Consider the following 26,269-nt stretch of genomic DNA (forward strand, 5'->3'; position numbering starts at 1 on the left):
GTCGTTAAAAAGGGGATGGAAAATATATCTACAAAATCGAAGGCTGCGCTTTTCGTGCTCATTTTGATCTGGGGCGCAAGCTGGCCAATCAATAAATTAGCAGTACCCTATTCACCGCCATTGCTTTATGCAGGACTGCGTACACTGTTAGGTGGAATCTTGTTGACACTAATTATTTGGAAGACGCGGAAGGCGATCAATTGGCGAAATAACTGGCAGAAGTACTTTATTGCGGCTTTCTTTAACTCCATCCTTTTTTTCGGGCTTCAGACATTAGGATTGCTCTATTTACCGGGTGGATTGTTTTCCGTACTTGTCTATTTCCAGCCGATTTTACTTGGCCTTTTCGCTTGGCTGTTCCTTGGAGAATATTTATCGCCAATCCAAATCATGGGGTTGTTGCTTGGATTTGTTGGGATCGCAGTTGTTAGTGTCGATGGATTGACCGTTCATATCTCACCAATTGGAGTGATACTCGGGTTACTAACAGCGGTAAGTTGGGCGTCAGGTGTTATCTACGTAAAGAAAGTAAGCAAAGAAGTGGATGCATTTTGGATGGTGGCGATTCAATCTGTGATTGGAGGCATTTTCCTACTAAGTACCGGAACAGTGTTTGAAAGTTGGTCTGCAATCGAATGGAATCGATATTACATAGTAGGGCTCTGCTTTGGTGCGACCATTGGCATCCCCTATGCCTACATCCTTTACTACAAGCTTGTTAATGCGGGTGAGGCAAGTAAAGTTGGTTCCTATACGTTTCTCATTCCTATTGTGGCTGTTCTCCTCGGCGTGCTTTTCTTGGGAGAAACGGTGACCTATACCCTGATTGTCGGGATGCTATTAGTTGCCACAAGCATTCATTTTGTGAATTTCCGGTATAAGCCTAAATACAAAAGGATGAGTAATAAATAAAATCATCGACTCAATTAAATATTCCTTAATAAGCCCACTTATTTAATGGGCTTATTTTGACTATATTGTCTTACTCACATAATCATTGCGATATTTAGCGGGTGAAACGTTCATCATTGTAGTGAATACACGTGTAAAGGAATGCACTGATCCAAAGCCGGTGACATCAGCTATCTCTTTAATAGGAATGCTTGTCATTTCAAGAAGACGAGCTGCCTCTCTTACTCTTTCCTTGCGAATATAATTGGAGAAACTTTCACACAGTTCAGTGGAGAAGAGCCTTGATAAATGACGACTAGAAATGTGAAGATAGTTGGCGACATGTTCTAGCTTCAATGGTTCTGATAAATTATCACGAATAAACAGCTTTGCTTGATATAAATGGGTGGGAGAACGATTCGAAAACATTTTTTCTTGATTTCGACTTCTCTGATTTGTTTCGGAAAACATAGTGCTAAAGGACAGGATGAGCGTGTGTGCCATATTAGTAATGAAGTTAAAATCGTTGGCACCGCCGTTTGACGTATAATCTACCAATGCCCTCCATAGTAAGGCCGTTGAGGAATCATCAGCAGCACTGATACAAATTCTATTTGTTTTCGCCAGTAGATTAAACTTCCTAATGCAATCAACCTTTGATTGTTCATGTAAAATCTCGAAAGCAACAAATACAAGAAAAAGTCCGGTTTCGCTTAAAATTTGGTGATGAATGTTCGGACGGGATAAAAATACTGTACCTTTCTTTAACGGATATTGTACATCCAGGTCTTTATACTGTCCTTCTCCATTTAGTACATAACAAACTTCAAAAAATGAATGCCTATGGACCGGATTGTTAAAATGCTCCGGGTTCACTCCCCAATAATGCACCTTAAAGGAAATTTCTTCTCCAATCGGCCGCATTGCATATTGATTCAACATTCCTTCACTGAGTTTACATGATTGGACGACCAAAAATATCCCTCCGATGTCTTCAAAAGACAAAAAAACAGCCTCTTTTGATAAAGACTGGAATCCATTATTTTCTTAAAATTATAACAATTATACTATTAATCTTAAAGGAGGAAATTATCATGATTACTTCAAAGGATGCTGATTTTTACAAAGAAAATGGATACTTGCTTGTTAAAGGGGTTTTTTCTAAAGAGGAAGTAGAGCAAATGAAAACGGCGGTTGAACGCATTATTCAACGTGCTGCAAATACTAAACATGATCGAAATCATGCCTGGCAAGGGGATTACATTCCCCTGAATGAGTTAAAAAAACTTGTTTTGAAAGGGTTTCATGACGTTCATTATCATGATGCATCTTTCTCAAGAGCGGTTATTCATCCTAATATGGTGTCTATTTTGCAAAAGCTGATCGGACCGAATGTGCAATTACATCACTCCAAAATGCTGGTGAAGCCGCCTGAAAAGGGAGCAGCTTTTCCAATGCATCAGGATCATCCGTATTTCCCACATGAAAGTCATACCATGCTGGCAGCTAGTGTTCACCTTGATGATGCAGACTTGGAAAACGGATGCCTAAGGGTGATCCCAAAATCTCATCAAGGAGGACCACTTTCTCATGTAGGCAGTCACTACTTAAATCATAAGGAATATCCGATGTCCATAGGGACTCCCTGCCCTGCTGAAGCAGGGGATGTCCTGTTTTTTAATTATCTAACGGTACACGGTTCGGATAGTAATCGCAGTAACCGTCCGCGCAGAAACGTATTATTCCAGTATCGTGATCCTGCCGATAAACCGTCCGCCGATGTACATGTAAACTGGGGACAAGGCTTGATGGTATGTGGAGAAAATCCAACATTCCGTGATTATCATGCTAATTTTGCCTTAAAATAGTGAATTGAGAGGAAACAGTTACAAATAGGGTAGGTCTACGTGACCGAAAAGAGTCAGGAGCAGAGAAGCGGGTAACGTAGAAGGGCTCCTCGGACCGCCCGCGGAAAGCGAAGCGCATGGAGCAGAAATCAACAGCTAAGTATAACAAAGCCTTATTTTAAAAAAAACCAGAGGATTCTAGAAAGTGAATTTATTGATGTTATGGCAATGGAAAAATAATAATAATCTCTAAATAAAAGATTGATAGCTACGGTTATTAATCTTTTTTTTACACGAACTTTACAATTGTGTCCTTGAATTCAATTATATATTGCTCTAGTATATAAGCACTTGAAGTGTTTGATATGAGTCAGCCGTCTATTAGTCAGCATCTTCGAAAACTCAATCCTACGCTTCGTTGTGGTTGTTAAGCAATTGATCAACAAGGGGATTAAAACAAAATGAAAAAAAAGTTAATCAGCGAATTTTTAGGAACTTATTTTCTTGTTTTTGCTGGAACGGGTGCAGTTGTAATAGATTCGATTACTAAAAGTTTAACTCATGTAGGCGTAGCCCTTACATTTGGGCTAGTTGTAATGGCATTAATTTTCACGTTTGGTCACCTATCTGGTGCACACTTTAATCCAGCTGTTACCATTGGTTTTTTAATTCATGGAGAAATAAAGAAGAGAGAAGCACTTTATTATATTATTATTCAAATCATTGCAGGGATTGCAGCAAGTGCAACGTTGTGTTGTTTATTTGGAAACGTTGCAACGCTCGGTACCACCTTACCAAGAGGATCATGGTCACAATCGTTTATTTTGGAATTTATCCTTACTTTTTTCTTGATGATGGTTATATTCGGTTCTGCGGTCCATGGTAAAGCGGTAAAATCCTTCGCAGGAATCGCCATTGGTGCAACGGTAGGATTGGAAGCTATGTTCGCAGGTCCAATTAGTGGTGCTTCAATGAATCCAGCAAGATCTATTGGTCCAGCCATCGTATCAGGTACAACACAACATCTATGGGTGTATATTGTCGCTACTATTTTAGGAGCAGTTTGTGCGGCAATGATTTATAAACTACTTCACGAAAATTAAGGAGAATGCATCATGTCTAAAAAGAAACTTTACTTCTTATGTACAGGTAACTCTTGCCGAAGCCAAATGGCAGAAGGTTGGGCTAAAAAACATTTAGGTGACGAGTGGGAAGTACGCAGTGCTGGGATCGAAGCACATGGACTTAACCCCAATGCTGTAAAAGCAATGAAAGAAGCAGGAATTGATATTTCAAATCATAACTCTGATATTATCGACCCAGAATATTTAAACAATGCCAATTTGGTTGTTACATTATGTGGTGATGCGGCTGACAAATGCCCTGTTACTCCACCAAAAGTAAAGCGAGTTCATTGGGGATTTGATGACCCAGCTAAAGCACAAGGTACAGAAGAAGAAAAATGGGCTTTCTTCCAACGTGTCCGTGATGAAATCGGAGATCGTATTAAGCGTTTTGGTGAAACTGGTGAGTAAGAATTAAAAGCCAAGAGTAACAATTAAAAACTTTTATCAATGCTACTAAATAAACATTAAAGGTGGAGTAAAACCATGGCTGCAAAAAACTATAACGAATTAATTAAAAATCATATTTATTTCGGCGGAGCAGATGATGTGAAGGACATGATGGAAAATGAAAAAGCCGATGTTATTTACGATTTGCGGGCGGAGTCGAATGAGAACAAGTCAGGGTACGATCGTATCCATAGTCCGATCGTTGATGATGCAGAGCATCAAGATGAATCAATCAAAAAGTCAATTGAGCATGTTGTAAGTGCCTATAACGAAGGCAAAAAAGTTTATTTCCATTGTGGTGGTGGAAGCACCCGTGCGGGAACAGTTGCAGTTGGAACCTTATTGTCATTAGGTAAAGCGAAGACAATTGATGAGGCAGAAAAAATTGCTAAGGCAGCTCGTCCAAAAATTAACGTAAAACCTCAGATGAAAGAAGCATTGCAACGCATCTTTCCTAATTCTTAGTAATAAAACACCAACATTCATGGGATAAGACTGATAGATTTTATTTCAATAATGAGTTTGGAGAAAGGCTCCAAACTCATTATTACTTTTCTGCATTTAATTTAATTAGGTTCAACGTGGACATGAACATCATAGACATTATGTTCTTTTATTAATTCATTTTCAACCTTGGTTGCAATATCATGGGCTCTGCGAATATCTAAATCGGAATTGACCAGAATCACAATGTCCACAACTACGTTATTCCCGTAATTCCGAGCTTTGATGTCTTTAACCCCTTTTACACCATAACAATCAATGATTGTTTCTTTATATGTTTCTATTTGTTTTTCGTCAAATCCATCGGTCAAATGATGGGAAGCATCTCTAAAAATCTCCCAACCTGTCTTACAGATGAGTAATCCAACAATTATAGCAGTAATAAGATCGAGCCAAGGAAGATTGAACTGGGCACCAACAATACCAATAAATGTACCGACACTTACCCATGCATCTGAAAGGTTATCCTTTGCTGCTGCCATAACAGATTGGCTATTTATCTCACTAGCTAATTTTTTATTATATCGATAAACAAAATACATAACCAAAGCACAAAACAGACCTGTCCATGCAGAAACCAAATCTGGAGTTTCATTTCTTCCATAAAATATACTCGAAATCGCTTCGTATGTTACTTGTATTCCAACAGCAATCATAATAAAGGAAGCCACCATTGAGGCAACTGTTTCAGCTTTCCAGTGCCCATAAGGATGGTCATCATCAGCCGGTCGTTGTGATAATTTAAGACCAATAAGTACAGCTATTGATGCAATAATATCTGTGAAATTATTTAAACCGTCTGCTTTTAAGGCTTCAGAGTTAGCTATAAAACCTACTGATAGTTTTAATGAAGATAAGATTATGTAAGCAATAATACTTATTATCGCTCCTCGCTCTCCTCTTCTAAGATCCAAATATCCCTGTTCGTTCATGTTTCTATCCCCCACCATTTCTCCATTTATATTATGGAATAAAAATATCTAGTGGGTCTAGAGAAACCTTTTGTCACCTTTCAAACTAAGTAATCGCAGTGAAAAAAAGTTTCGCTGAGGAAACTATACTGAGCATTGAAAAATATAAAATATTACACTACAATATGTAATGGATGGGAGGATGTTAAATGACAATCAATAATTTTCGTTTTGACCAAGAAGGACTTAATCGTTTTTTCGGACCGCTTGAATCTAAAATAATGGACATTCTTTGGGACGGCAATGAAAAGAGTATAAAGGATGTTCAACAAAAAATAGAAAATGAAAAACCGATAAACTTTAATACAGTTATGACCGTTATGAACCGTCTTGTCGATAAAAACATCCTAACGAAAAGATTGGAAGGAAGAACATCTCTCTTTAAACCTGTAAAGACCAAAGAGGATTTTATTAGTGACCAATCAAAAAAACTAACAGATAACCTTTTGGACGAATTTGGGGGATTAGTTGTTAATCATATGCTGGATTCTTTAAATGAAGTTGATGATAACTTGCTTCAGAAACTGGAACAAAAAATTGAACAATTAAAAAAGGGCAGAAAGTAACATGATCTGGAAACATAAATCAACTGCCGTTTTAGGATTAGCTCTTTTCTTTGCGATCATTTTGTTTGTTCAAATGACTATGTATCTAGTTAATATCTTATTTGGCCCATTAGAGCTTTTTAATTTCTTTAATTTTTGCGTTAGCCTATTTGAAAAAGGCACTTTTGCCTATTATGCCAGCTTATTCATCGTGAATGCTTATATTTTTTATACGGCTTTCATCATTGGTAAAAAGATCGTTCAGCAGATCCTGCTTTTAAGTTCATTTGAAAATAAAATTCAACGACTTATTAATAAAGACAAATCCAGTTATTTGAATCAAATCTTTAATAGAAAAAATGATGATATTGTTGTTATCAATCATAAAGATCCGTTGGCATTTACATTTGGGTTTTCGAAACCAGTAATTGTCCTTTCTACTACTTTAACTGAAATGTTAGATGCAAAGGAATTAGAAGCAGTCATCTATCACGAGACTTCCCACCAAAGGTATTATGATGGAGTTAAGGTTTTTATTTTACAAATCATTTCAGAATCTATATGGTATATCCCTCTTACGAGATGGTCCTATCAGAATTATCGGATTATGATTGAACTAGTTGCAGATGAATATGCTATTAATCGGATGGGTTCAGAACTTGGATTAGGAAGTGCTTTATTAAAGCTAATTAAGAAGAAGCAACTAAAAGTTAATTCAAATCTTACGCCAGCTATTGTGCATTTTGCGGATAGTACAGTCGATTACAGGCTTCAACAATTGATTAATCCGCAGCAATCCATACCTGTTAAAGTTCAGACACGATCAATCGTAATCTCTTTAAATGTGTTTATTTTAATATTATTCCTATTAGTTATTGCCTAACAAGGATTGGAGGTAAAGTCCAATCCTTTATTTAATTGAATGGTTAATAGATTAATTGGTAGAGATATATTATCGCTTGACCGTTTGTAACACCTTACACTACAATAAGTAGTGTAAATTAGGTTATTATGTGTAAAAGGGAGAATATGTTACCCTCTTGCACTACGATTTGTAGTGCAATATTAAAGGATTTTGAAAGGAGAAAGTAAATTGAAAAAATCAGAAGTCGGGACACTAATTCTAAGGTTATTTTTAGGGCTATCATTCTTTATTCATGGTGTTTCAAAGTTTCAAAATGGGATTGAAAATACTATAGGTTGGTTTGATAGTTTAGGAATTCCAGGTTTTGTGGGGTACATAGTCGCCATTATTGAATTAGTAGGGGGTCTGTTGTTAACAATTGGATTTGGAACACGATATATCGCAGCTCTCTTTGTATTTATCATGATTGGAGCCATTTGGAAAGTAAAATTGGCAGCAGGTTTCATGGGAAATGGACAAGGTGCTGGGTTTGAATTGGATCTTGCCTTTGCGGTCATGGCAGTATATATATTCCTAAATTCAAATTCTGCACTTTCTCTTGATTCAAAATTGTTCTCTAAAAATCCACAATAAAGATGTAAATTCATAGAGAGATTAAAAGTTTAAATAGAGGGTGAATAGATGTCTTCAGGAAAAAAGAAAACCAAACAATCGAATAATCAATCATCTAAATTTATATTTTGGATGATTGGTTTAATAGCTGTTTGTTTAGTCGGTTTAATTTTTTTATCAAATACGGCTAAAAAAGAAGCAATGGACTATGAGGGACAACCAGTTTTAGGGGAAAAGACTGCTCCAGTAAAAATAGTTGAATTTGGCGATTATAAATGTCCTTATTGTAAAAATTTTAATGATACACTTTTTCCGAGTATCGAAAAGGATTTTATCGATACAGGAAAAGCATCGTTTTATTTTTTGAATTATTCGTTTATCAATATTGATTCTACTCGTTCTGCAAAATTTGCGGAAACCGTCTTTAAGGAACTGGGGAATGGAAAGTTTTGGAAGTTCCATGAACTATTATATGAAAAACAGCCTGATGATACTGAAGCAGAGCAAATGGATATATATTCAGAGTCTTTTCTTAAGGACACTTTAAGCGAAATTGTCTCTGAAGCAGAGGTGAAAAGAGTGGTTAATTCCTTTAAAAATGACCAATCAAAAGAGGCATGGGAAAAAGATATGAGTGCTGCTAATAAGTTAAGTATTACAAGTACCCCTTCGATTTTTATTAATGGTGTGAAATTTGAAGGGAACACTTATGACGATTTCAAGAAGCGAGTAAACGAAGCAGCAAAGGAAGAGTAATTTCTAGAATAAAAAAACGTCTTATAAATTCATAATTATTTATAAAATAAGCAGGTAAACGCTATGTTTTACCTGCTTTCCTATTTGAAATATATTTGCATTTGATTTACTTCCTGAAGTATTTAGGATTCAATAAAATGGAACACTGTCATGATGGGAATGAAAATTGGAACCATGGGTTACGTTACATTTTATGAACTGCTGTGGAAGAAATCGAAAAACCTACCGAAAGGAAATAAAAGAAATGTTATAAAAGAATTGATATAAAACAATTAAAACTAATTTGTTTAAATCGGAGAAAAAAATGATAAAAAACATTAAGACCTGGGCGAGGAAATTAAAGAAACAAATAATTACACTTTATTTTGCAAGTAAAGACAATAGAGTATCTTTGCATGTAAAAGTATTTACAGCATGTGTTGTTGCCTATGCATTTAGCCCAATCGACTTGATACCTGACTTTATACCGATTCTTGGCTATTTAGACGATGTAATTATTGTCCCATTAGGAATCATGCTGGCTTTAAAGATGATACCCAGGAACGTCATCATTGACTGTGAAGCTCAGGCAGAGGAATTAATGAGAAACGGTAAACCTAAGAACTGGATTGCAGGAACAATAATCATATTGATTTGGGGATTAGTTTTAGGATGGATAATTTTTAAAATTTATAGCATGTTCGCTTAAGGGTTTCCCAAAACTAAGAGAGTTGCATACAGCAGCTCTTATTTTATTGGGAATACAATCTAAAAAGCATTGTCTCTTTATATAATTCGAAATTTACACTAAATTTACTAAATATTCATCTCGGTGTTTTGCCTTTAGCTTGTGCCTTAACATCAAGTTCTATTAATCGTTTCCTTGCATTTCCAATCATTTTGTGGATTAAAAAATTAACCCTAAAACCAATTAAATGGGTTATCCCTGGCACCTCAGTAGCTATATTAGCATTTGGACTATTATGGTTCATTGAAAGAGCTTTTTAAATTGAATTATAATCAATCTGATTCCTGTTTGTTCCCTGTATAAATCTGGAACTATTTTCATAAGGTTATCTTAAAGGGGGGATCAAAATGTACTATACGAAATCTATAGTAAGCGGAATCATTGCGCTTGTTATTATCGTGGTTGGCTTTTTTTCTAGTACATCCGTTGATTCTGGATATAGAGGAGTTCTGTTACAATTAGGGGCCGTTAAACCGACGATTTTAACGGAAGGATTTCATTTTAAGATTCCGTTTATTCAAACCGTTCAACCCATTGAAGTCCGGGTCCAAAAAGAAGAAAGCTCGCAAACAGCTGCCTCAAAGGACCTGCAAATGGTCACGGCCATGGTGGCCGTAAACTATTCTGCTGATCCAGAAGCGGTAAACAAGCTCTATCAAGAAATCGGCTTGGATTATCGTACCCGAATCGTTGACCCAGCGATTGCCGAATCACTAAAGGCAATCACCGCCCAGTACACAGCGGAAGAATTAATTTCCAAACGACCGGAAGTATCGGCAAAAGTGAAAGAGATGCTCGCAAGTAAATTAACAAAATATTATATGATTCTTGAAGATATCAATATCAAAGAATTTGCTTTTAGTGAAGAATTCAATAAAGCAATTGAATCGAAACAAACCGCGGAACAAAATGCGTTACGTGCAAAAAAAGATCTCGAAAGAATCAAAATCGAAGCCGAGCAGAAAATTGCTCAAGCAGGTGCAGAAGCTGAAGCCTTACGTTTGAAAAAACAAGAGGTAACAGCGGAATTAATCCAATTAAAGCAAATTGAAGTCCAAGAAAAAGCTTTGGAAAAATGGGATGGCCGCTTGCCAAGTGTAACAGGCGGAGCCACTCCATTTGTTGATGTGGAGGGACTTTCGAAAAAATAAGCTGGGATATGTCTCTCGCAAACCATGCTGATGATACTCAACAATATACGGTGATAAAGGAGAGGCAATGGGCCTCTCTTTTTCTATGGTGAATTGCTGTTTCCAAAGTGTTCGAGACGAAATCGGAGATCGCATAATGTAATGCAACCATCTTTCGGTGGTTTAGACAGGAATGAAACTTCTAATACTATAGATAACTTTAGTTCCGTTATGGCGCTTGTTAGGATTTATAAGGAGAGATGCAAATTTGGAAAAAATTTACCATGCATTTTTGGTTTTTGTGGTAGGATATTTGTTTTTAAGGTTGACTGGAAAAAAAGCTGTAGCTCAAATGCACAGTTTCGATTTATTGTATATTCTTGTCCTAACCAATATCATCAGTACCCCTATAGAGGTTAAAAATATGGGAATGGCTATTACCTATGCCGGAATCACAGTCATTCTATATAAAATCTTTATACGTTTATCCTTACATAATAAATTAAGATGGATTCTTTATGAAAGTCCAACGGTATTAATTCATAACGGGGATATCGATCGAAAAGGGCTGAAAAAGGTGCGTATGACAATAATTGAATTATTGTCATCTTTAAGAGTACAAGGGTACACGGATACTCAAAACATTGCCATTGCAGTGATGGAGGAAACAGGAAGTATTAGTGTTATCCCCAAGTCGGAATACCGACCAGTTCAACCTAATGATTTAAAGTTACAGGTAAAGAGAGAATATCTTCCTATCCCACTAATCATGGACGGTCAAATCATTTACCATAATTTAAAATATCTGGAATTAGACCGTAGTTGGCTAATGGACCAGCTCGAAAAATCGGGTGAAAAAATAGAGAATATTCTATTAGCAACTTTTTTAGAAGATGGAAAGTTATTTATAGACAATAATGAAATGAAGGAACATAAAGGCGATCCATATTACTACAAACCAGGGAGAGATAATTAAATTAAGTATAGTTGGCTGGGGAGCCTACATATTCTATATGAAATAGAAATTTGTTTGTCCTTATAAAAATCCTAGGGAAAGAGCCCTTCCGATTCTTATTTCTTAACATAAATTGTAGGGAATAAGTCCAAGGAGGGGTATAAAATGTTTGGATATGGTGGATTTGGTGGTTGTGGTGGCTATGGCTACGGTGGTATCGGCTACGGGGGCGGTTTTGCTTTAATCGTTGTATTGTTTATCTTGTTGATCATCGTTGGAGCCTCCATCTGTTTCTAAGAAAAAACGATTAGTCTTAACTTAAAAAAGCCCTACAAGGGCTTTTTTGGTTGAAACTATACTTCATTAATAAAGTCCATGGGATTTTGAAGCCTTTATAAAGATTTCAGGAACTTCTGAAAATTCGGTTGACTTATCCTACAGTTGTTTTATTATAGAAAATATAAAACAACGTTTTACTTATAAAACAAATAGGAGGGAGAATATGCCTTTTTTACAAGTGGAAGATTTACAGATCCATTATGAAATCGAAGGAGAGGGTGCCCCATTAATTATCTTACATGGAATGGGGAACAACTCTCAATCATGGAAAAAACAATTAACGGGCTTATCCAATCAATTCACGGTGATTGCATGGGATGCACCTGGGTATGGAAAAAGTTCTGATCCAAAAGTGGAATTTAGGGAATTTAAGGAATTTGCTGACGTTTTAAAAGGATTGATCGAAAAATTAAACTATGAATCTGTCACGCTGCTAGGACATTCAATGGGGTCGGCGATTGCACTCGATTTTAGTTACCGCTTTCCCGAAATGGTTGACGCGTTAATTATTTCAGATGCAACAAGAGGGGCAGCGGCACTAAGTAAAGAAGAGAATGAACGGAAATTAAAAAATCGTCTACATACCATTGAAACAGTAGAGCCGGCAGAACTGGCGAAGCTTCGTGTAAAGGAGCTCCTTTCACCGCAGCCAGATCCGGAAATAAAGAAAGAGGCAGAAAGAATCTATTCGCAAATCAGACCGATGGGATTCCTCTCTGTCGCCTATTCACTTTTTTCTTTAAATCAAATGGATATCTTATCTTCGATCACTACACCTACCCTTGTTATTTGCGGAGAAATGGATAGAGTAACACCGGTTAGTGAATCGCAGATTTTTCATGAGACAATAAAGGATTCAACATTTGTTACCATCCCTGGGACTGGTCATTTGTGTTATCAAGAAGATCCCAATAACTTTAATGCAATCGTTCTAGACTTTCTGACCTCCTTGGTGAAAGTATAAATCAAGACGAGATTACCCTTCTTTGCATGAACTTTGATATGATTGTAGTATAAGAAAATTAATAACAATGAGATGGTGAAATGCTGATGGCAAAAGATGAGAAGGAACGCTATAATGCCAATGCCTTAGTGCGAGGATTGGAAATTTTAAAGCTATTTAGTGAAGAGCGCCCCACATTATCCTTGGTTGAAATCGCGAAAGAACTGGATGTAAGTCGAACGGTTCCGTTCCGGTTATTGTATACACTCCAAACACTTGGATATCTCTATCAAGATGAACATACGAAGCGCTACAGTTTAACCCCAAAGGTGTTGGAATTAGGCTTTGCCTATTTAAGTACCTTAAAACTCCCTGAAATTGCACAGCCATATTTAGAAAAATTAAGGGATGAAACTGGGGCATCTTGTCATTTATCGATATTGGATGGTCAGGAAGTTGTCTATGTTGGCAGTGCACCAGTCCGAGGAGTCTCGGCAGTTAATGTGAATATTGGGTTGAGACTGCCCGCCCATGCGATCGCCAATGGAAAAGTACAGCTGGCTTATCAACCCCAAGACAAATTAAACCAAATCTTATTTGGCTCCAATTTAAAACCATATACGGAAAGAACGCAAACAGATTACATGGATTTTCAACAAGAATTAGCTATGATTCGGCAAAAGGGCTATGCGATAACAAAGGGTGAATTCCATCATGGAATTCAATCGGTTGCTGCTCCTATCTTTGAGCGCACGGGTCAAGTCAGGGCAGCGATCAATGTGGTCGCAACAGAAGCTACCTTCAATCAAGAATTTATTGAAAAAATAGCCTTACCTAAAGTGCTGGAAGCTTCCGAAATATTATCCGGCTTTATGGGCTACCACTCAAAAATGGATTAGAATGCTTGCGAAATCCGCAAGCTTTTTTTTGTTGTTGTGTTTTATATATAAAACGTGTTTTATTTTGTGAAACAAAATAGATGATTTTTGTTGACACAATATTCTCAAAACTTTAAAATAAACTTAGTGGTAAACTATGTTTTGTATATAAAACATTTTCCTTGCTGCGAAAAATAAAAAAAGGAGTGATAAGAGTCCGTTTGGGCGTTTGAAGTATTATATAATTAATAATAAAATTTTCTGGAAGCGCATTCACTCGATTGAAATCAAAAGGGGGCCCTTTAATGCTGAGAACTAATAAACGTTGGATTTATATTGCTATGCCTATTTTCTTTTTTTGGTTTTTTGGACAAATTGATAAATTAGGTATTTCAATTATCCAAACGGATCAAGGTTTCTTAAATGATCTGGGATTAACAGGTGCAGATAAGAATGCAAAAATTGGGATGATCACATTTATCTTTACCATAGCTTATGCCTTATCCAATATCTTTTGGGGATTTATCATTGACAAGCTTGGAGCAAGGAAGACAGGTATCATCGGTCTGACTGTATGGGCTATTACCATGATTATTGGCGGGTTATCTACTTCCTACGAGATGTTTATCTTGAGCCGTGTCATTCTTGGTATTGGTGAGGGGATGATGATTCCGATTTGCGGAAAATTTATCTCTAACTGGTTTAATCAGCGTGAACTTGGGCGGGCACAATCCTCATGGCTTGCAGGAAACTATTTAGGACCTGCTAGTGGAGCGATTATCTTAACGCTTGTTATTGCCACCTTCCATTGGCAAGCCGCCTTTTTCGCTTTAGCAGCCTTTAATATTTTAATCGTTCTTCCTATGTTTATCTTCCTTACTCGCGATACACCTGAAGAACATCCACGACTAGATCAAAGGGAATTAGCGTATATTCGACAGTCAGATTCCAAAGTATCAACGAAAAAACAAAGCTTTGTTCAAGACTATCGTTATTGGATTGTCTGGTTCGGCATGTTAGTGTCGTCATTTTTATTTTTCGGTATTAGTATTTGGCTGCCTACTTATTTAGTCGGAGCGAAAGGTTTCACAAGGGAGGCTATGACTGGAATCACCTCTTTATCTTGGCTTTTTGCTTTAGGATTCGTATTAATTTGCGGATTTCTAGCGGATAAAACCAAGCGTCCTGGTTTACTTGCGACGATTCTATTTCTATTGACGGCATCATTTTTAACTGCGGCCATTCTTTCTCCGCAGCCAGTTATGGCCGGGGTATGCATGGGCTTAGCAATGGGAACACAAGGCGGCGTATTCCATTTAAGTAATTTATTCATGGTTAAATTCTCGACGCCTGAAACAGCTGGACGTGCTGCGGGATTGATGGGATTTACTAACATTCTTGGCGGGTTTTCAAGTTATATTATGGGCTGGATGGTTGATATTGCCGGTGGGGACTTTGGACCTTCCATTGTGATGCTGATTATCGCAGCTACGCTTGGGTTCATTGCGTATCTATTTACATTGAAAAGGGAAGCAGCAGAGCTAAAGATTGAGAATCTACCTCCTCAACGGGTGATTTTATAAAATGTTAATTTATTTAAATGTTACGTATATAAAACGTAGTTTTAAATATTAAAAATTCTCAATATTTATAATTGACAATTATAGTATTGGGAATTAATATTAGTTTATAAAGAAAACAATGTTTTGTATATAAAACATATTCGAGAAGGAGTGTTGTAAATGTCTGAGGAAAAATTTTCAGTAGAAGCGTTTGAGAATAAATATGTGGCGAGGTTAAAGGATCGCTCACTAGATTTTAACGTGTTGAAGTTTCAGGAAGAAGTGGACCCAGCTTATCGCAGAGCACAGATGAGATATATCGGCCGCGGTGCCACGGCTAATAATGATGCAAATGTGATTGCTGCAGAACACTTCACATTAAGCACCATGGTTTTACCAGCAGGGTGTAAAGGACCACTTCATTTACATGATGATGTGGAAGAAGTTTTCTTTATCTTAAAAGGCAGTGTGACTGCACTTATCCAAGAAGAGGGTGAGAGTGAAGTCCATGAAATCGTCTTAAATGAAAGGGATTGTATCAGTTCTCCTCCTGGAGTCTATCGCGGACTGCGCAATGATAGCGATGAAGAGGCATTAATGCTCGTTATGCTAGGTGCTGTTAAGCCGAATTTACCGACCTATCCAAAAGGAAGCGCATTAGAGGAACTTCGTCTTAAGCGGGCTAAAGAGAGAGAAGCAATTATTAACGGAAAATAATTTTTCAATAGGCAGATGTTTCTCAGCAAACATACTCCCTGAAACTTAAGAAATTTGTTCGTTGACAGGGATGGTCCTCTTATTTTCATGCGGGATCATCCTTGTTAACTTTAAACGAAAAATGGAGGTGGCAGGATGTTAGGAATCACACATTTAAGACATATAAGCTTAATTACCCCCGTTCTCAAGGAACAAGCTGAATTTTATGAGAAAATATGGGGCTTGGATAAGGTTTCTCAAGATGAACAGTCTGTTTACTTTCGCGGGGCCGGCCCTGAAAACCATATATTAAGCCTGCATGCAGGAGAAAAAAGAGGGTTACACCATATTGCATTCGGAATGGTAGATAAAAACGCAGTCGACAGAGCGGCAGAAATCCTTGCTTCAAAAGGTGTGAAGATTGTTTCCCCGCCTGGTTATTTGGATGAGGAAGGAAAAGGCTATGGCTTGCGTTTTGTCGATCCAGAAAATCGCTGTATCGAATTATCCGCCTGGGTGGAAATTCATACCTCGATTTGGAACAAGAAAAATGTCGATCCAGTCAAACTGAACCATGTCGTCATGAATACGAAAGACCTTGATATGATTACTGATTTTTATACGAATGTCCTAGGGTTTAAGGTGACCGACTGGAGCGAGCACCAAATGTCCTTCTTACGCTGTAACAGGAAACACCACTCGATTGCCTTCAATCAGGATGCTCACGCCTCCGTTAATCATATTGCCTACGAAGTGGATACGGTGGATGAAGTGATGCGAGGAATCAGTAATGTCAGAAAAGCAGGCTATCAAGAGATTTGGGGCCCAGGGCGCCACGGTCCTGGAAACAATGTTTTTTGCTACTTCCAAGATCCAGGGAAGTTTGTGATGGAGTATACCTGTTATTTGGAAACGATTGAAGATGAGTCAGAATGGAGAGCGCGTGTTTGGAAGCGAGTGCCTCATTTAATGGACCAATGGGGAATCGCCGGACCTCCAAAACCGGAAACACGGGCAGCAATGGGCGGCGGGCCAGACCCAGGCTGGGTAGATGTTAAAGCATTGGTTTGACGAAAAGGGGTGTCAGGATGGATTTAGGATTAAAGGGTAAAGTAGCGGTCATCATGGGAGGAACCTCTGGAGTTGGCTTAAAGACGGCAGAAATGTTTCTTCAGGAAGGTGCCCGCGTCGCGGTTTGCGGCAGAAATAGCGAGCGGAAAGAAAAAGCCTATGATCACCTGCTGAAATTTAGACCAGCCGATTCGATTTTTGCAGCAACCTGTGACGTGACTAATAAGGATGATGTTAACGCGTTTATCAACGGGACAGCCACACACTTTGGCGGGATTGATATCCTTGTGAATGCTGCTGGACAAAGTGTCATGGGTTACTTTTTTGATGTGACGGATGAACAATGGGAGCAGCAAATCCAATTGAAATACTTTGCGATTATTTATGCGGTGAAGGCGGTTCATCCTTATTTGGTTAAGAATGGCGGCGGCCGCATCATCAATATCAATGCTACATTAGCGAAAGAGCCGGAAAGACATATGATTGCAACAGCGGCAACAAGAGCCGGATTATTGAATTTAAGTAAGACTCTATCACAAGAGCTTGCATCAGATAATATTTTAGTCAACTCAGTGAGTTTAGGGTTGATTCGTACCGATCAATGGGAGCGAAGAAGATTGAAAAATGCCCCTGATATGAACGCAGAAGACTATTATTCTGATTTAGCCAAAAAGCGAAATATCCCTTTAGGGAGAGTTGGCGAAGCAGAAGAAGTGGCCAGTGTGATTTTATTTTTAGCATCAAGCAAAGCAAGTTATGTAGCCGGTTCAACCATTGAAACAGCTGGAGCGCTCGGGAAAGCGCTTTAATTACTGATAAAGGCAGGAATGAATGATGAGCGAACAAAATCAGATGGAATATACCACAGCAGATGCAGTTGTAAAAGAACTTGTCCGTGCTGGAGTGGAAACAGCGTTTGGAATTGTCAGTATCCACAATATGCCGATCTATGATGCGATTCTCCGGGAAGGAAGCATTCATTTAGTCTGTTCCCGCGGTGAGAGCGGCGCGGCAAATATGGCAGATGGCTATGCCAGAGCAACGGGTAAATTGGGAGTCGTGATTACGAGTACGGGAACAGGTGCCGGTAATGCGGCAGGTTCGTTAATTGAAGCTTGGGCCGCAGGTGTACCTGTTCTTCATCTTACCGGTGAGGTGGCTTCCCCTTACTTAGGAACGGGCAGAGGATATATCCATGAATGTAAAGACCAGTTGTCGATGATGGAAGGGTCTTGTAAAAAAGCAGTTCGCTTAAGAAGACCAGAGCAGGCAGCTGCCGTCGTCCGGCAAGCCATACAAGACGCGTTTGCCTATCCGGCAGGACCAGTAACACTTGAAATCCCCATTGATTTTCAATCAGCCATTATCCCAAATCATCCGATTGAGGATATCAGTATAAAAGCTCCAACTAATAATACCATTCCGTCCATTCCTGAAGAGGCATTAGCCAAAATTAGTCATGCTCGCCGGCCGGTCATTTGGGCAGGAGGAGGAGTGATTACCTCTGGCGCCTCAAATGAGGTTACCGCGTTGGCAGAAACGATTGGGGCGGCCGTGATCACAAGCCAATCTGGAAAAGGAAGCATTCCTGAAAATCATTCACAATGTATCGGTCACTTTGCTGCGAATGAATTAACGAAAACCCTACTGAAAAATTCAGACCTGTTGATCAGTATTGGGGTTCGTTTTAGAGGGAATGAAACAGTCAATTGGAAAGTCCCTGTTCCAAAAGAACATATCTCGATTGACGCGGATTGGCAGGCGATTAATCGTAACTATGAAGCGACCTATGGATTAGTAGGCGATGCGAAACAAATTTTACAAGGATTAAATCAGGCATTATCGCAAAAATCAATCGTTCCAGATCCTGCCTATCTTGATGAAGTACAGTCCGTTCGGGAAGAATTGCGGACACAGTTACGAGCAACACTGGGTCCTTATGAGCAAATCCTCGATGGGATGCGAAACGTGTTACCAGAAAACACGATTTTAGTCCGGGATGTAACCGTTCAGGCGAATGTGTGGGGAAGCCGCTTATTTGAAATCTATCAACCTAGGACATCGATTCACGCGTCCGGCGGCGGGATTGGCCAAGGGCTGCCAACAGCGATTGGTGCGCAAATGGCTTTTAAGGATCGTCCGGTGGTGCTGATGGCAGGCGATGGCGGATTTATGGTCAATGTCGGTGAAATGGCCACTGCTGCCCAGGAAAAACTACCGTTGATTGTGGTCCTGTTTGATGATGCGGGTTACGGGGTGCTTCGAAATATTCAAAGTGCGGCCTATGGTCGTCAAGTTGCCGTTGATTTAATGAGCCCTGACTTTGTGCTACTAGCGCAATCGATGGGATTTGATGCCTCACGGATCGGTTCAGCCACAGAATTTGTCACTGAACTAGAGAAGGCCGTTGCTGGTAAAAAGCCAACGATGATTGTGGTAGACATGGAAGCGGTTGGACCAATGGCGAAACCCTTTGGAGGTCCTCCAGGTGCAGCAGATGCTTTCAAACCGAAAAAGTTATAGGGAGGAATTAGTGTGATTTCAACACATCCATTTGTTTCAGGAAAATACCTGATTGGCGGGCAGTGGCTTCAAGCGGAAAGAACAGCCAATGTCACCAATCCAGCACATACCAGTGAAGTGGTCGGTGAAGTTGCCTTATGTTCAAAAGCGGATGTAGATCAAGCGGTGGGAACAGCTGCTAAAGTCTATCAAAGCTGGTCTCAAAGTGACATAGAGGATCGGGCAAACCGGATGAAGCTCGCAGCTGATGAGATTAAAGCAATCGTGGAAGAGAATGTCAGTTTGTTAGTTCGCGAGAATGGCAAGGTCCTGGTTGAAGCGAAAAAGGATTTGCTTCGAGTAGTTGATATTATGAAACAAGGGGCAGAAGAATTACTAGAATGGTGGAAACCTGAGAGTTTGTCTGGAGGTCAAAAGGTGCAAATCCGCAAGCGTCCGCGCGGGGTTGCAGCTATCATCTCTCCCTGGAATTCACCGCTGATTCTTACCTTTAAGCGAGTCATTCCCGCTGTGTTGACAGGAAATACGGTGGTCGTTAAGCCTGCAACCAGCTGTCCATTAACGATCATGACGTTCTTAAAAGTGGTAGCTTCCTATTTTCCAGACGGGGTTATCAATGTTGTCACCGGTTCTGGGGGTGTGATTGGTGATGCCCTTTGTTCTGATCCACGCGTCCGTACGATTGCGTTCGTCGGCAGTACGGAAACAGGCAAAGAAATTATGCGTTCTGCTGCTGGGACGGTAAAGAAACTGTATATGGAGCTGGGCGGGAATGATGCAGCAATTCTCCTTGCTGATGCTAAGTTGGATGACGAAGCAATCAAACGTCTCCGTTTTGGGGTTCTTCGCGCGGCAGGGCAAGTGTGCTCCGCCATCAAAAGGATCTATGTACACGAATCCAGATATGAGGAAGTTATTGATAAATTAACGAAGGAATTTAGCCGTATTCGGGTTGGGAATGGGATTCAACCGGATGTTGAAATGGGTCCATTAAATAACAAATCCCAATATGACTATGTAAATGGCCTAATCAATCGAGCAAGTGAATCAGGAGCAAATGTCATTACTGGAGGAATTCAGTTAGATCCGGAATCGTGGGAACAAGGTTATTTTATTATGCCGACGATCATTACTGGTGTGGACCAACAGAGTGAAATCGTTCGTGCCGAACAATTTGGCCCAGTTATTCCGATCTTACCGTTTTCAGATGTAGATGAAGTAGTGCAGCTCGCTAATGACAGTGAATTCGGGTTAAGAGCGTCTGTTTGGACGGAGGATGAATTACTCGCCGTGAAATTAGCTGATCGATTAGAAGCAGGCGCTGTCTTTCATAATAATCATACGGTTTTCCAGGATCTCCATCTTGATTTTCCTGGCCTAAAAGAAAGCGGCTTGTCCCGTGAAACGAGACATTGCGGACTCGAATATTTTGCTGATTCATACGGTTTGGCCAACTAAGAAGGAGGGTATCAGATGAGAATAGGATTAATTGGCGGAGGAAATATTGGAAAGTTCCTCCTTCAAAGCATCAATACCGATGGTCTTCTTTCAGATGGTAAAATTGTAGGTATTTATACACGGAATCAGCACGCAGCCGGGGAGCTTGCTGCTGAGTTTGCCATAGAAAACTATTCGGATATTCAATCACTTATCCAGTCTAATATTGACCTTGTTGTTGAAGCGGCGACCATTCAAGTGGTGAAAGATTATGCAGCGGCGATCTTAGCAAGCGGTAAAGATTTAGTGTTAAGCAGTGTTGGCGCCTTAGCCGATGTAGATTTTTTTCGAAATCTAGAAAGAATATGTAAAGAAAGCAGTACAAAAATTTATTTACCATCAGGTGCCATTAGCGGATTAGATGTCCTAAAAGCGGCGAAATCCATTGGCGAACTAGAAGCTGTTTCTATTACTACTAGGAAACCTCCACAAGCATTGCCTGGTGCTCCTGCCGATCGAGAACAAGTGATATTCGAGGGCTCTGCGGCAGAAGCGATTGAATTATTCCCGAAAAATATTAATGTATCGATCATCTTGTCATTAGCAGGGCTAGGATCGGATCAAACAGGTGTTAAAATTATTTCTGATCCAGCTGTGATGAAGAATAGTCATTCAATCGAGGCGACTGGTTCATTCGGAACATTATCACTAAAGGTGGAAAATGATCCGATGCCTAATAATCCCAAAACAAGTTACTTGGCTGCATTAAGTGTGTTGTCAACATTGAAAAATATAGATGCGGTCATTAAAGTGGGATAAATGTTAAAATTTTTATTAGGTAGAACAGGGGAAACCCGAAGATTTTTGATCTCATTCTCCTGGAAAAAGTATAAGAAAAATAGTGTTAGGGGGAATAGTTGATGGTTAAAACAAACATAAATCTGGAAGACATGTCTCAAAAAGATGTAGTTGAATACTTAAGTGAATCCGTTCAGCCGGAAATTGGCGCGATTCCTGCCTCTCTATTAGGAGATCCAAAAATCTATGATCTTGAACATAAAAAGCTGTTTTTAAAAACATGGATATTTGTTGGTCATGAATCAGAAATTCCCAATAAAAATGATTTCATTACAAGAGATGTTGCTGGTTATTCCGTCATTATTACACGAGGCGCTGATGGTGAAATTCGCTGTCTCTATAATATGTGTACCCACCGCGGCATGAAGCTTTGCCGGGCGGATGCAGGAAATAAATCTTCTTTTACTTGCCCGTATCATGGGTTTAATTTTAAAAACAATGGGGATTGTGTTGGGGTACCGCTGCAAAAAGATATTTATGGTGAGGGATTTGATAAATCTGGTTTAGGGCTTCATCAAGTTAGAATCGAAACCTACAAGGGTCTTATGTTCGGGACGTGGAATGACGAGGCTGAACCATTAGAAGATTTCTTAGGCGATTTTAAATGGTATCTCGATATTTTGGCAGGCCGGGCGGAAATGGAAGTATTGGGGCCGCCGCAACGATTTATTATTCATTCGAACTGGAAAATTGGCGCGGATAACTTTGTGGGTGATTCGTATCATACCATGGTTACGCATGGCTCGATTGTCAAATTGGGAATGGTCCCAAGTGCTACCTATTCCAAAAAGGGTTATCAAATTCATACTGACAAGGGGCATGGCTTAAATCTAGGCACGCCTAATCCTGATTTTGCCTTTCCAGAGGAACTTAAAGAAGAATATAAGTCTAATTTAACAGCAGAGCAGTATGACGTTTTGTCTAATCTAAAAAATATGATTGGCAATATTTTTCCCAATCTATCTTTCTTAATTTCTCATACGAAGGTAAAAGGCCAGTTGATTTCGAATACTTCGGTTCGTCTATGGCGGCCGGTTGGTGTCGATAAAATGGAAGTGATTACTTGGTTTTTAGTGGAGAAAAATGCTTCAGCCGATTGGAAAAGACGTTCGCGTGAGTCGTTTGTTTTGACCTTCAGCCCGTCAGGAATCTTTGAACAAGATGACACAGAGGTATTTACCGATATTACTGCTGCAGCCTCCGGGACGATGCCATTAGTGAAACAGCTGACCTTTAATTATACGATGGGCTTACATCGAAAGCCTGTGGAAGATTTTATTGGCCCGGGTGTCGTTTTTGATGATAAATTCACCGAGGCCAATCAAAGGAACTTTTATCGTTACTGGCTCGATCTCATGACTTCTTAAGGTTTTATTTTTTGAAGAGAGAAAGTGCCTACAAAAAAGATCGGAGGAGTCATGATGAGTTTAGAGAAGATGCTTGCAACCTTTGAAATGGAGCAATGGTTATACCGGGAAGCGAAGTTTCTCGATGATATTGATTTTGATGGCTGGTTTAGTTTGCTGCACCCAGACATTTCTTATCAAATGCCGGTAAGGGTTAATAAGGAAGGGATTGAACGTCCCGATTATTCATTCGATATGTTTGCTTTTAATGATGACATTGAATTATTGAAAATTCGCGTGGACCGTTTAAAAACAGATTACGCCTGGGCCGAAATCCCGCCGTCTCGTACACGAAGGTCTGTCAATAATGTAAGGCTTCTTGAGTATGTTCCCAATGAAACAGCGGTTGTTAACAGCTATTTGACGATTTATCGCAGCCGAAGTACCGATATTCATCACGATTTAATTTCAGGTGAACGTCAGGATGAATTCACGTCTGTTGACGGGGAATGGAAGCTTTCTAAGCGCGTATTCATTGTAGATCAAACGACTTTAAATACTAGAAATCTGGCTATATTTGTATAGAAGCCAATGTAGAAAGGAGCACCTTGATGGCTCAGCTTAGTGGGAAATCAATTTATTTGACCGGAGGTGCCTCCGGGATTGGAAGGGCTGTCACTGAGGCATTTGTAAAAGAGGATGCCGTTGTGACCATCCTTGATCGGTCTGCAGCAGGATTAAATGAGCTCAAACAGCAATTTGGGGAACAGGTTCAATGCATTGAGGGCGACGTTACGATCTATGATGATCATGTACGAGCAGTGCAAACGGCTGTAGAAACATTTGGGAAGTTAGATGTCTTTGTGGCCAATGCAGGTGTATTCGATGGTTTTGCCAAATTTGAAACCGTCACACCGGAAGCCATGTCAGATGCTTATGACCTCCTCTTCAATATCAATGTAAAGGGATATTTTAATGGGGCAAAGGCAGTCACTGCGGAACTAAAGAAAACATCAGGAAATATGATTTTCACTGTCTCAGGTGCGGGGTTCTATCCGGATGGCGGAGGGGTTTGGTATACAGCAAGCAAGCATGCTCAAATTGGACTAATGCGCCAACTGGCGTTTGAATTAGCACCGGAAATCCGGGTGAACGCGGTGGCGCCTGGAGGAACGTTAACAGCATTACATGTCATTCCACCACTGCAGCCTTTTGTAAAAATAGTCGATAATGAGACGAAAGAGAAAAGCATAAAAAAACGGAACCCCCTTCAAATTGCGATGAAGTCTGAAGATCATGTGGGGGCTTATCTCCTTCTAGCTTCGGATCAGGCCCGCGCGATTACAGGTGAAGTGATTTCAAGTGATGGGGGATTAGCTGTTCGCGGGCTAGGTTGATTTGTATCCGAATTACTAATTGAGGTGAATTTAATTGACCGAATCATTGACGGAAAATAAGCCGTTAGCTGGAAATAACGTCATTAACCAAATTGCTTTCGTGGTTCGTGATATTGAGCAGGCATCGGAAGCATATGCGAAACTTCTTGGGATACCAAAACCAAATTGGTTCTTAACAGGCGATCGTGTAGTTTCTAAAGTGTTCTTTCGAGGTCAGCCAACTGATTCCCGTAGTAAACTAGTATTTTTAAACACCCCAACAGTGCAAATCGAATTGATTGAACCCAACCAAGAACCTGGGACGATGCGTGAATTTTTGGATACTGTTGGGGAAGGAATTCATCATATCGCCTTTGATGTCGATTCTATTAAAGAGAAACTTCCTGTTTTTGAGGAGAACGGTTGCCCATTGCTGCAGAGCGGGGAATTTACGTCTAGTGATGGAAGATATGTTTATGTCGATACGTTAAAAAGTCATAAGACACTAATGGAACTCCTAGAAAGTGCTGTTCCGAGGGATACGGCCCCTACCACAGATATCTTCACCTCTTTATTAGGAACCAATAAAATCGAGCAGTTGGCAATTGTCGTAAAAGATCTGGATGCTGCTGCCGAAGCGTATTGCAAGTTATTGGGTGTGGAAAAACCTCCGGTCATTCAATCAGGTCCGAGTGAACTTACTCAGGTTATTTTTGAAGGAAAGCCAACTGAAGCTGACTCGAAATATATGTTTATTAATACCCCTTTACTTCAACTTGAATTAATTGAGCCGGGTGATTCACCAAGCACTTGGAAAAAGCACCTCGAAACACAAGGCGAAGGTGTTCATCATATTTCCTTTGTAGTTAATGATATCGAGGAAAAAGTGAAATTGCTGGAGGACCTGGGCTATCCCGTCATCCAAAGAGGTAATTTCTGGAACGGTAAAGGCCGATACGCTTACATGGATACTTCATCTACATACAAAGTAATCATTGAATTACTTGAAAGATTTTGATTACTAGAAAAAACAAAACGGAGAGCCCTTGGACTCTCCGTTTTGTCTTATTTATTGGCCCTGTATTTCATTGTGAAAAATTGTACAATAGAAGTTGGAAAATACACTTAGGTTTCGAAAAACATTATGTTTAGGGGTCGGAAAATGGATAGAAAAGAACGGACATTAATTAATTATTACTATGAAAAATTATTGGATAATCGCTTGGATGAGAAGGATGCGTACGCCTTTTTAATTCTACTTAGCAATAAGAGCAATGGCAATAGCTGTCTTCAGGAGCTGGCGGGCTTTGTTGTGAGCCGAGGTACGAAGCCCGGAGTTGTCACGGAGTATCTTTGCGAGACAAGAAATAAGTTTGCTAATCTCGCAAAAATGAACACGGCTCTTAAAATCGAAGAGGTATTTTCATTCAGGGAAATAAAAAATGGCATCAATCAAGTGCTGGTTGATTTCCAATTAAAGGGCATATCCAATGAACAAGTTAACGATATTATTGTGTGTGTTATCTCGATACTACAGCATGTGAAAATTACTGAAAACGGAAGAGAGATCGGTCAATTGTTTTTTGCCATCGCTAGTAAACAGGTCATGTTAATGGCTGAAGTGGAGATTGTGCAGAACGGTGGAGGTAAGAAAACAAATGTAGTTTTCCCAGTTCTCACCGCGAAAAACAATTATGCAACGATCAAGAAACAAGATAAATATGATGCCCCATACTTTTTTGAGGAAAAAGTCATTGAAATTACCAATCAGGACGGAAAGATGGAAATTAACTTTGTAGGGTCAATGGGGTCTGACACCCAATCGGCTAAAGTTTAAAACGATAGAGTATGGAAATATGAGGA

Annotated in this window: 29 protein-coding genes; 27 read left to right on the top strand and 2 right to left on the bottom strand. The window is 39.5% G+C overall.

Annotation, left to right across the window (positions count from 1 at the left end; genetic code table 11):
* The first annotated feature begins 15 nt into the window (after positions 1-15).
* Positions 16-912, top strand: a complete 897-nt coding sequence (locus tag QF028_RS31270; RefSeq protein ID WP_429472630.1) for a DMT family transporter — start codon at positions 16-18, stop codon at positions 910-912.
* Between the two features lie 60 nt (positions 913-972).
* Here the strand turns inward: QF028_RS31270 and QF028_RS31275 are convergent, their stop codons facing one another.
* The gene (locus tag QF028_RS31275) at positions 973-1,896 is read right to left on the bottom strand and encodes a helix-turn-helix domain-containing protein (protein WP_429471544.1); all 924 of its coding nucleotides are present in this window, start codon (positions 1,894-1,896) and stop codon (positions 973-975) included.
* 89 nt (positions 1,897-1,985) lie between these two features.
* Between QF028_RS31275 and QF028_RS31280 the strand changes: the two genes are divergently transcribed.
* The 4 genes from QF028_RS31280 (at position 1,986) to QF028_RS31295 (ending at position 4,777) form a co-directional block, all read left to right on the top strand.
* On the top strand, positions 1,986-2,759 hold the full coding sequence (locus tag QF028_RS31280; protein WP_429471546.1) for a phytanoyl-CoA dioxygenase family protein: 774 nt from the start codon (positions 1,986-1,988) through the stop codon (positions 2,757-2,759).
* 440 nt (positions 2,760-3,199) lie between these two features.
* The gene (locus tag QF028_RS31285; RefSeq protein WP_429471548.1) at positions 3,200-3,841 is read left to right on the top strand and encodes an aquaporin; all 642 of its coding nucleotides are present in this window, start codon (positions 3,200-3,202) and stop codon (positions 3,839-3,841) included.
* A 12-nt stretch (positions 3,842-3,853) separates the two neighbouring features.
* Positions 3,854-4,273, top strand: a complete 420-nt coding sequence (gene arsC, locus QF028_RS31290; protein ID WP_429471550.1) for an arsenate reductase (thioredoxin) — start codon at positions 3,854-3,856, stop codon at positions 4,271-4,273.
* Between the two features lie 75 nt (positions 4,274-4,348).
* Entirely contained in the window at positions 4,349-4,777 is a 429-nt protein-coding gene (locus tag QF028_RS31295) for a protein-tyrosine phosphatase family protein (protein WP_429471552.1), read from the top strand.
* 101 nt (positions 4,778-4,878) lie between these two features.
* Here the strand turns inward: QF028_RS31295 and QF028_RS31300 are convergent, their stop codons facing one another.
* Positions 4,879-5,748, bottom strand: a complete 870-nt coding sequence (locus QF028_RS31300; protein ID WP_429471554.1) for a cation diffusion facilitator family transporter — start codon at positions 5,746-5,748, stop codon at positions 4,879-4,881.
* A 188-nt stretch (positions 5,749-5,936) separates the two neighbouring features.
* Between QF028_RS31300 and QF028_RS31305 the strand changes: the two genes are divergently transcribed.
* From QF028_RS31305 to QF028_RS31410, 22 genes are all read left to right on the top strand, one after another.
* Positions 5,937-6,353, top strand: a complete 417-nt coding sequence (locus QF028_RS31305) for a BlaI/MecI/CopY family transcriptional regulator (RefSeq protein ID WP_214998561.1) — start codon at positions 5,937-5,939, stop codon at positions 6,351-6,353.
* Position 6,354: 1 nt separating this feature from the next.
* Positions 6,355-7,215: a M56 family metallopeptidase gene (locus QF028_RS31310; RefSeq protein WP_429471557.1), complete on the top strand. Its 861-nt coding sequence runs from the start codon at positions 6,355-6,357 to the stop codon at positions 7,213-7,215.
* 210 nt (positions 7,216-7,425) lie between these two features.
* Entirely contained in the window at positions 7,426-7,830 is a 405-nt protein-coding gene (locus tag QF028_RS31315) for a DoxX family protein (protein WP_410884540.1), read from the top strand.
* A gap of 48 nt (positions 7,831-7,878) precedes the next feature.
* Positions 7,879-8,565, top strand: a complete 687-nt coding sequence (locus tag QF028_RS31320) for a DsbA family protein (RefSeq protein WP_429471559.1) — start codon at positions 7,879-7,881, stop codon at positions 8,563-8,565.
* Between the two features lie 304 nt (positions 8,566-8,869).
* Positions 8,870-9,253 (top strand): YkvA family protein, encoded by a 384-nt coding sequence (locus QF028_RS31325; RefSeq protein ID WP_429471561.1) that lies wholly within the window; start codon positions 8,870-8,872, stop codon positions 9,251-9,253.
* A 386-nt stretch (positions 9,254-9,639) separates the two neighbouring features.
* Entirely contained in the window at positions 9,640-10,443 is an 804-nt protein-coding gene (locus QF028_RS31330) for a prohibitin family protein (RefSeq protein WP_429471563.1), read from the top strand.
* 247 nt (positions 10,444-10,690) lie between these two features.
* Positions 10,691-11,398: a DUF421 domain-containing protein gene (locus QF028_RS31335; protein ID WP_429471565.1), complete on the top strand. Its 708-nt coding sequence runs from the start codon at positions 10,691-10,693 to the stop codon at positions 11,396-11,398.
* Positions 11,399-11,593: 195 nt separating this feature from the next.
* Positions 11,594-11,674, top strand: a complete 81-nt coding sequence (locus QF028_RS31340; RefSeq protein WP_429472632.1) for a YjcZ family sporulation protein — start codon at positions 11,594-11,596, stop codon at positions 11,672-11,674.
* 205 nt (positions 11,675-11,879) lie between these two features.
* Positions 11,880-12,680 (top strand): alpha/beta fold hydrolase, encoded by an 801-nt coding sequence (locus QF028_RS31345; protein WP_429471567.1) that lies wholly within the window; start codon positions 11,880-11,882, stop codon positions 12,678-12,680.
* Between the two features lie 80 nt (positions 12,681-12,760).
* Complete coding sequence (locus tag QF028_RS31350) at positions 12,761-13,558, top strand: IclR family transcriptional regulator (RefSeq protein WP_429471569.1); 798 nt, start codon at positions 12,761-12,763, stop codon at positions 13,556-13,558.
* A 284-nt stretch (positions 13,559-13,842) separates the two neighbouring features.
* Positions 13,843-15,120 carry an MFS transporter gene (locus QF028_RS31355; RefSeq protein WP_429471571.1) on the top strand — a complete coding sequence of 426 codons (1,278 nt, stop codon included), beginning with the start codon at positions 13,843-13,845 and terminating at the stop codon, positions 15,118-15,120.
* Positions 15,121-15,279: 159 nt separating this feature from the next.
* Positions 15,280-15,816: a cupin domain-containing protein gene (locus tag QF028_RS31360; protein WP_429471573.1), complete on the top strand. Its 537-nt coding sequence runs from the start codon at positions 15,280-15,282 to the stop codon at positions 15,814-15,816.
* A gap of 135 nt (positions 15,817-15,951) precedes the next feature.
* Positions 15,952-16,866, top strand: coding sequence for a VOC family protein (locus tag QF028_RS31365; protein WP_429471575.1), 915 nt, complete (start codon positions 15,952-15,954; stop codon positions 16,864-16,866).
* A gap of 17 nt (positions 16,867-16,883) precedes the next feature.
* Positions 16,884-17,675, top strand: coding sequence for an SDR family oxidoreductase (locus QF028_RS31370; RefSeq protein ID WP_429471577.1), 792 nt, complete (start codon positions 16,884-16,886; stop codon positions 17,673-17,675).
* A 25-nt stretch (positions 17,676-17,700) separates the two neighbouring features.
* Positions 17,701-19,389, top strand: a complete 1,689-nt coding sequence (locus QF028_RS31375; protein ID WP_429472634.1) for a thiamine pyrophosphate-binding protein — start codon at positions 17,701-17,703, stop codon at positions 19,387-19,389.
* Between the two features lie 12 nt (positions 19,390-19,401).
* The gene (locus QF028_RS31380) at positions 19,402-20,847 is read left to right on the top strand and encodes an aldehyde dehydrogenase family protein (RefSeq protein ID WP_429471579.1); all 1,446 of its coding nucleotides are present in this window, start codon (positions 19,402-19,404) and stop codon (positions 20,845-20,847) included.
* A 15-nt stretch (positions 20,848-20,862) separates the two neighbouring features.
* A complete protein-coding gene (gene nadX / locus QF028_RS31385) occupies positions 20,863-21,645 on the top strand; it encodes an aspartate dehydrogenase (RefSeq protein WP_429471581.1) in 783 nt (260 codons plus the stop codon).
* Between the two features lie 101 nt (positions 21,646-21,746).
* Positions 21,747-23,051, top strand: coding sequence for an aromatic ring-hydroxylating oxygenase subunit alpha (locus QF028_RS31390; protein WP_429471583.1), 1,305 nt, complete (start codon positions 21,747-21,749; stop codon positions 23,049-23,051).
* Between the two features lie 51 nt (positions 23,052-23,102).
* A complete protein-coding gene (locus QF028_RS31395) occupies positions 23,103-23,615 on the top strand; it encodes an aromatic-ring-hydroxylating dioxygenase subunit beta (protein WP_429471585.1) in 513 nt (170 codons plus the stop codon).
* A 26-nt stretch (positions 23,616-23,641) separates the two neighbouring features.
* Positions 23,642-24,427: an SDR family NAD(P)-dependent oxidoreductase gene (locus QF028_RS31400; RefSeq protein ID WP_429471587.1), complete on the top strand. Its 786-nt coding sequence runs from the start codon at positions 23,642-23,644 to the stop codon at positions 24,425-24,427.
* 34 nt (positions 24,428-24,461) lie between these two features.
* A complete protein-coding gene (locus QF028_RS31405) occupies positions 24,462-25,424 on the top strand; it encodes a VOC family protein (protein ID WP_429471589.1) in 963 nt (320 codons plus the stop codon).
* Between the two features lie 144 nt (positions 25,425-25,568).
* Positions 25,569-26,243: a hypothetical protein gene (locus QF028_RS31410; protein WP_429471591.1), complete on the top strand. Its 675-nt coding sequence runs from the start codon at positions 25,569-25,571 to the stop codon at positions 26,241-26,243.
* The last annotated feature ends 26 nt before the right edge of the window (positions 26,244-26,269 follow it).

It is taken from the genome of Neobacillus sp. B4I6 (assembly GCF_050434045.1).
In the GTDB taxonomy this organism is placed as follows: domain Bacteria; phylum Bacillota; class Bacilli; order Bacillales; family Cytobacillaceae; genus Neobacillus.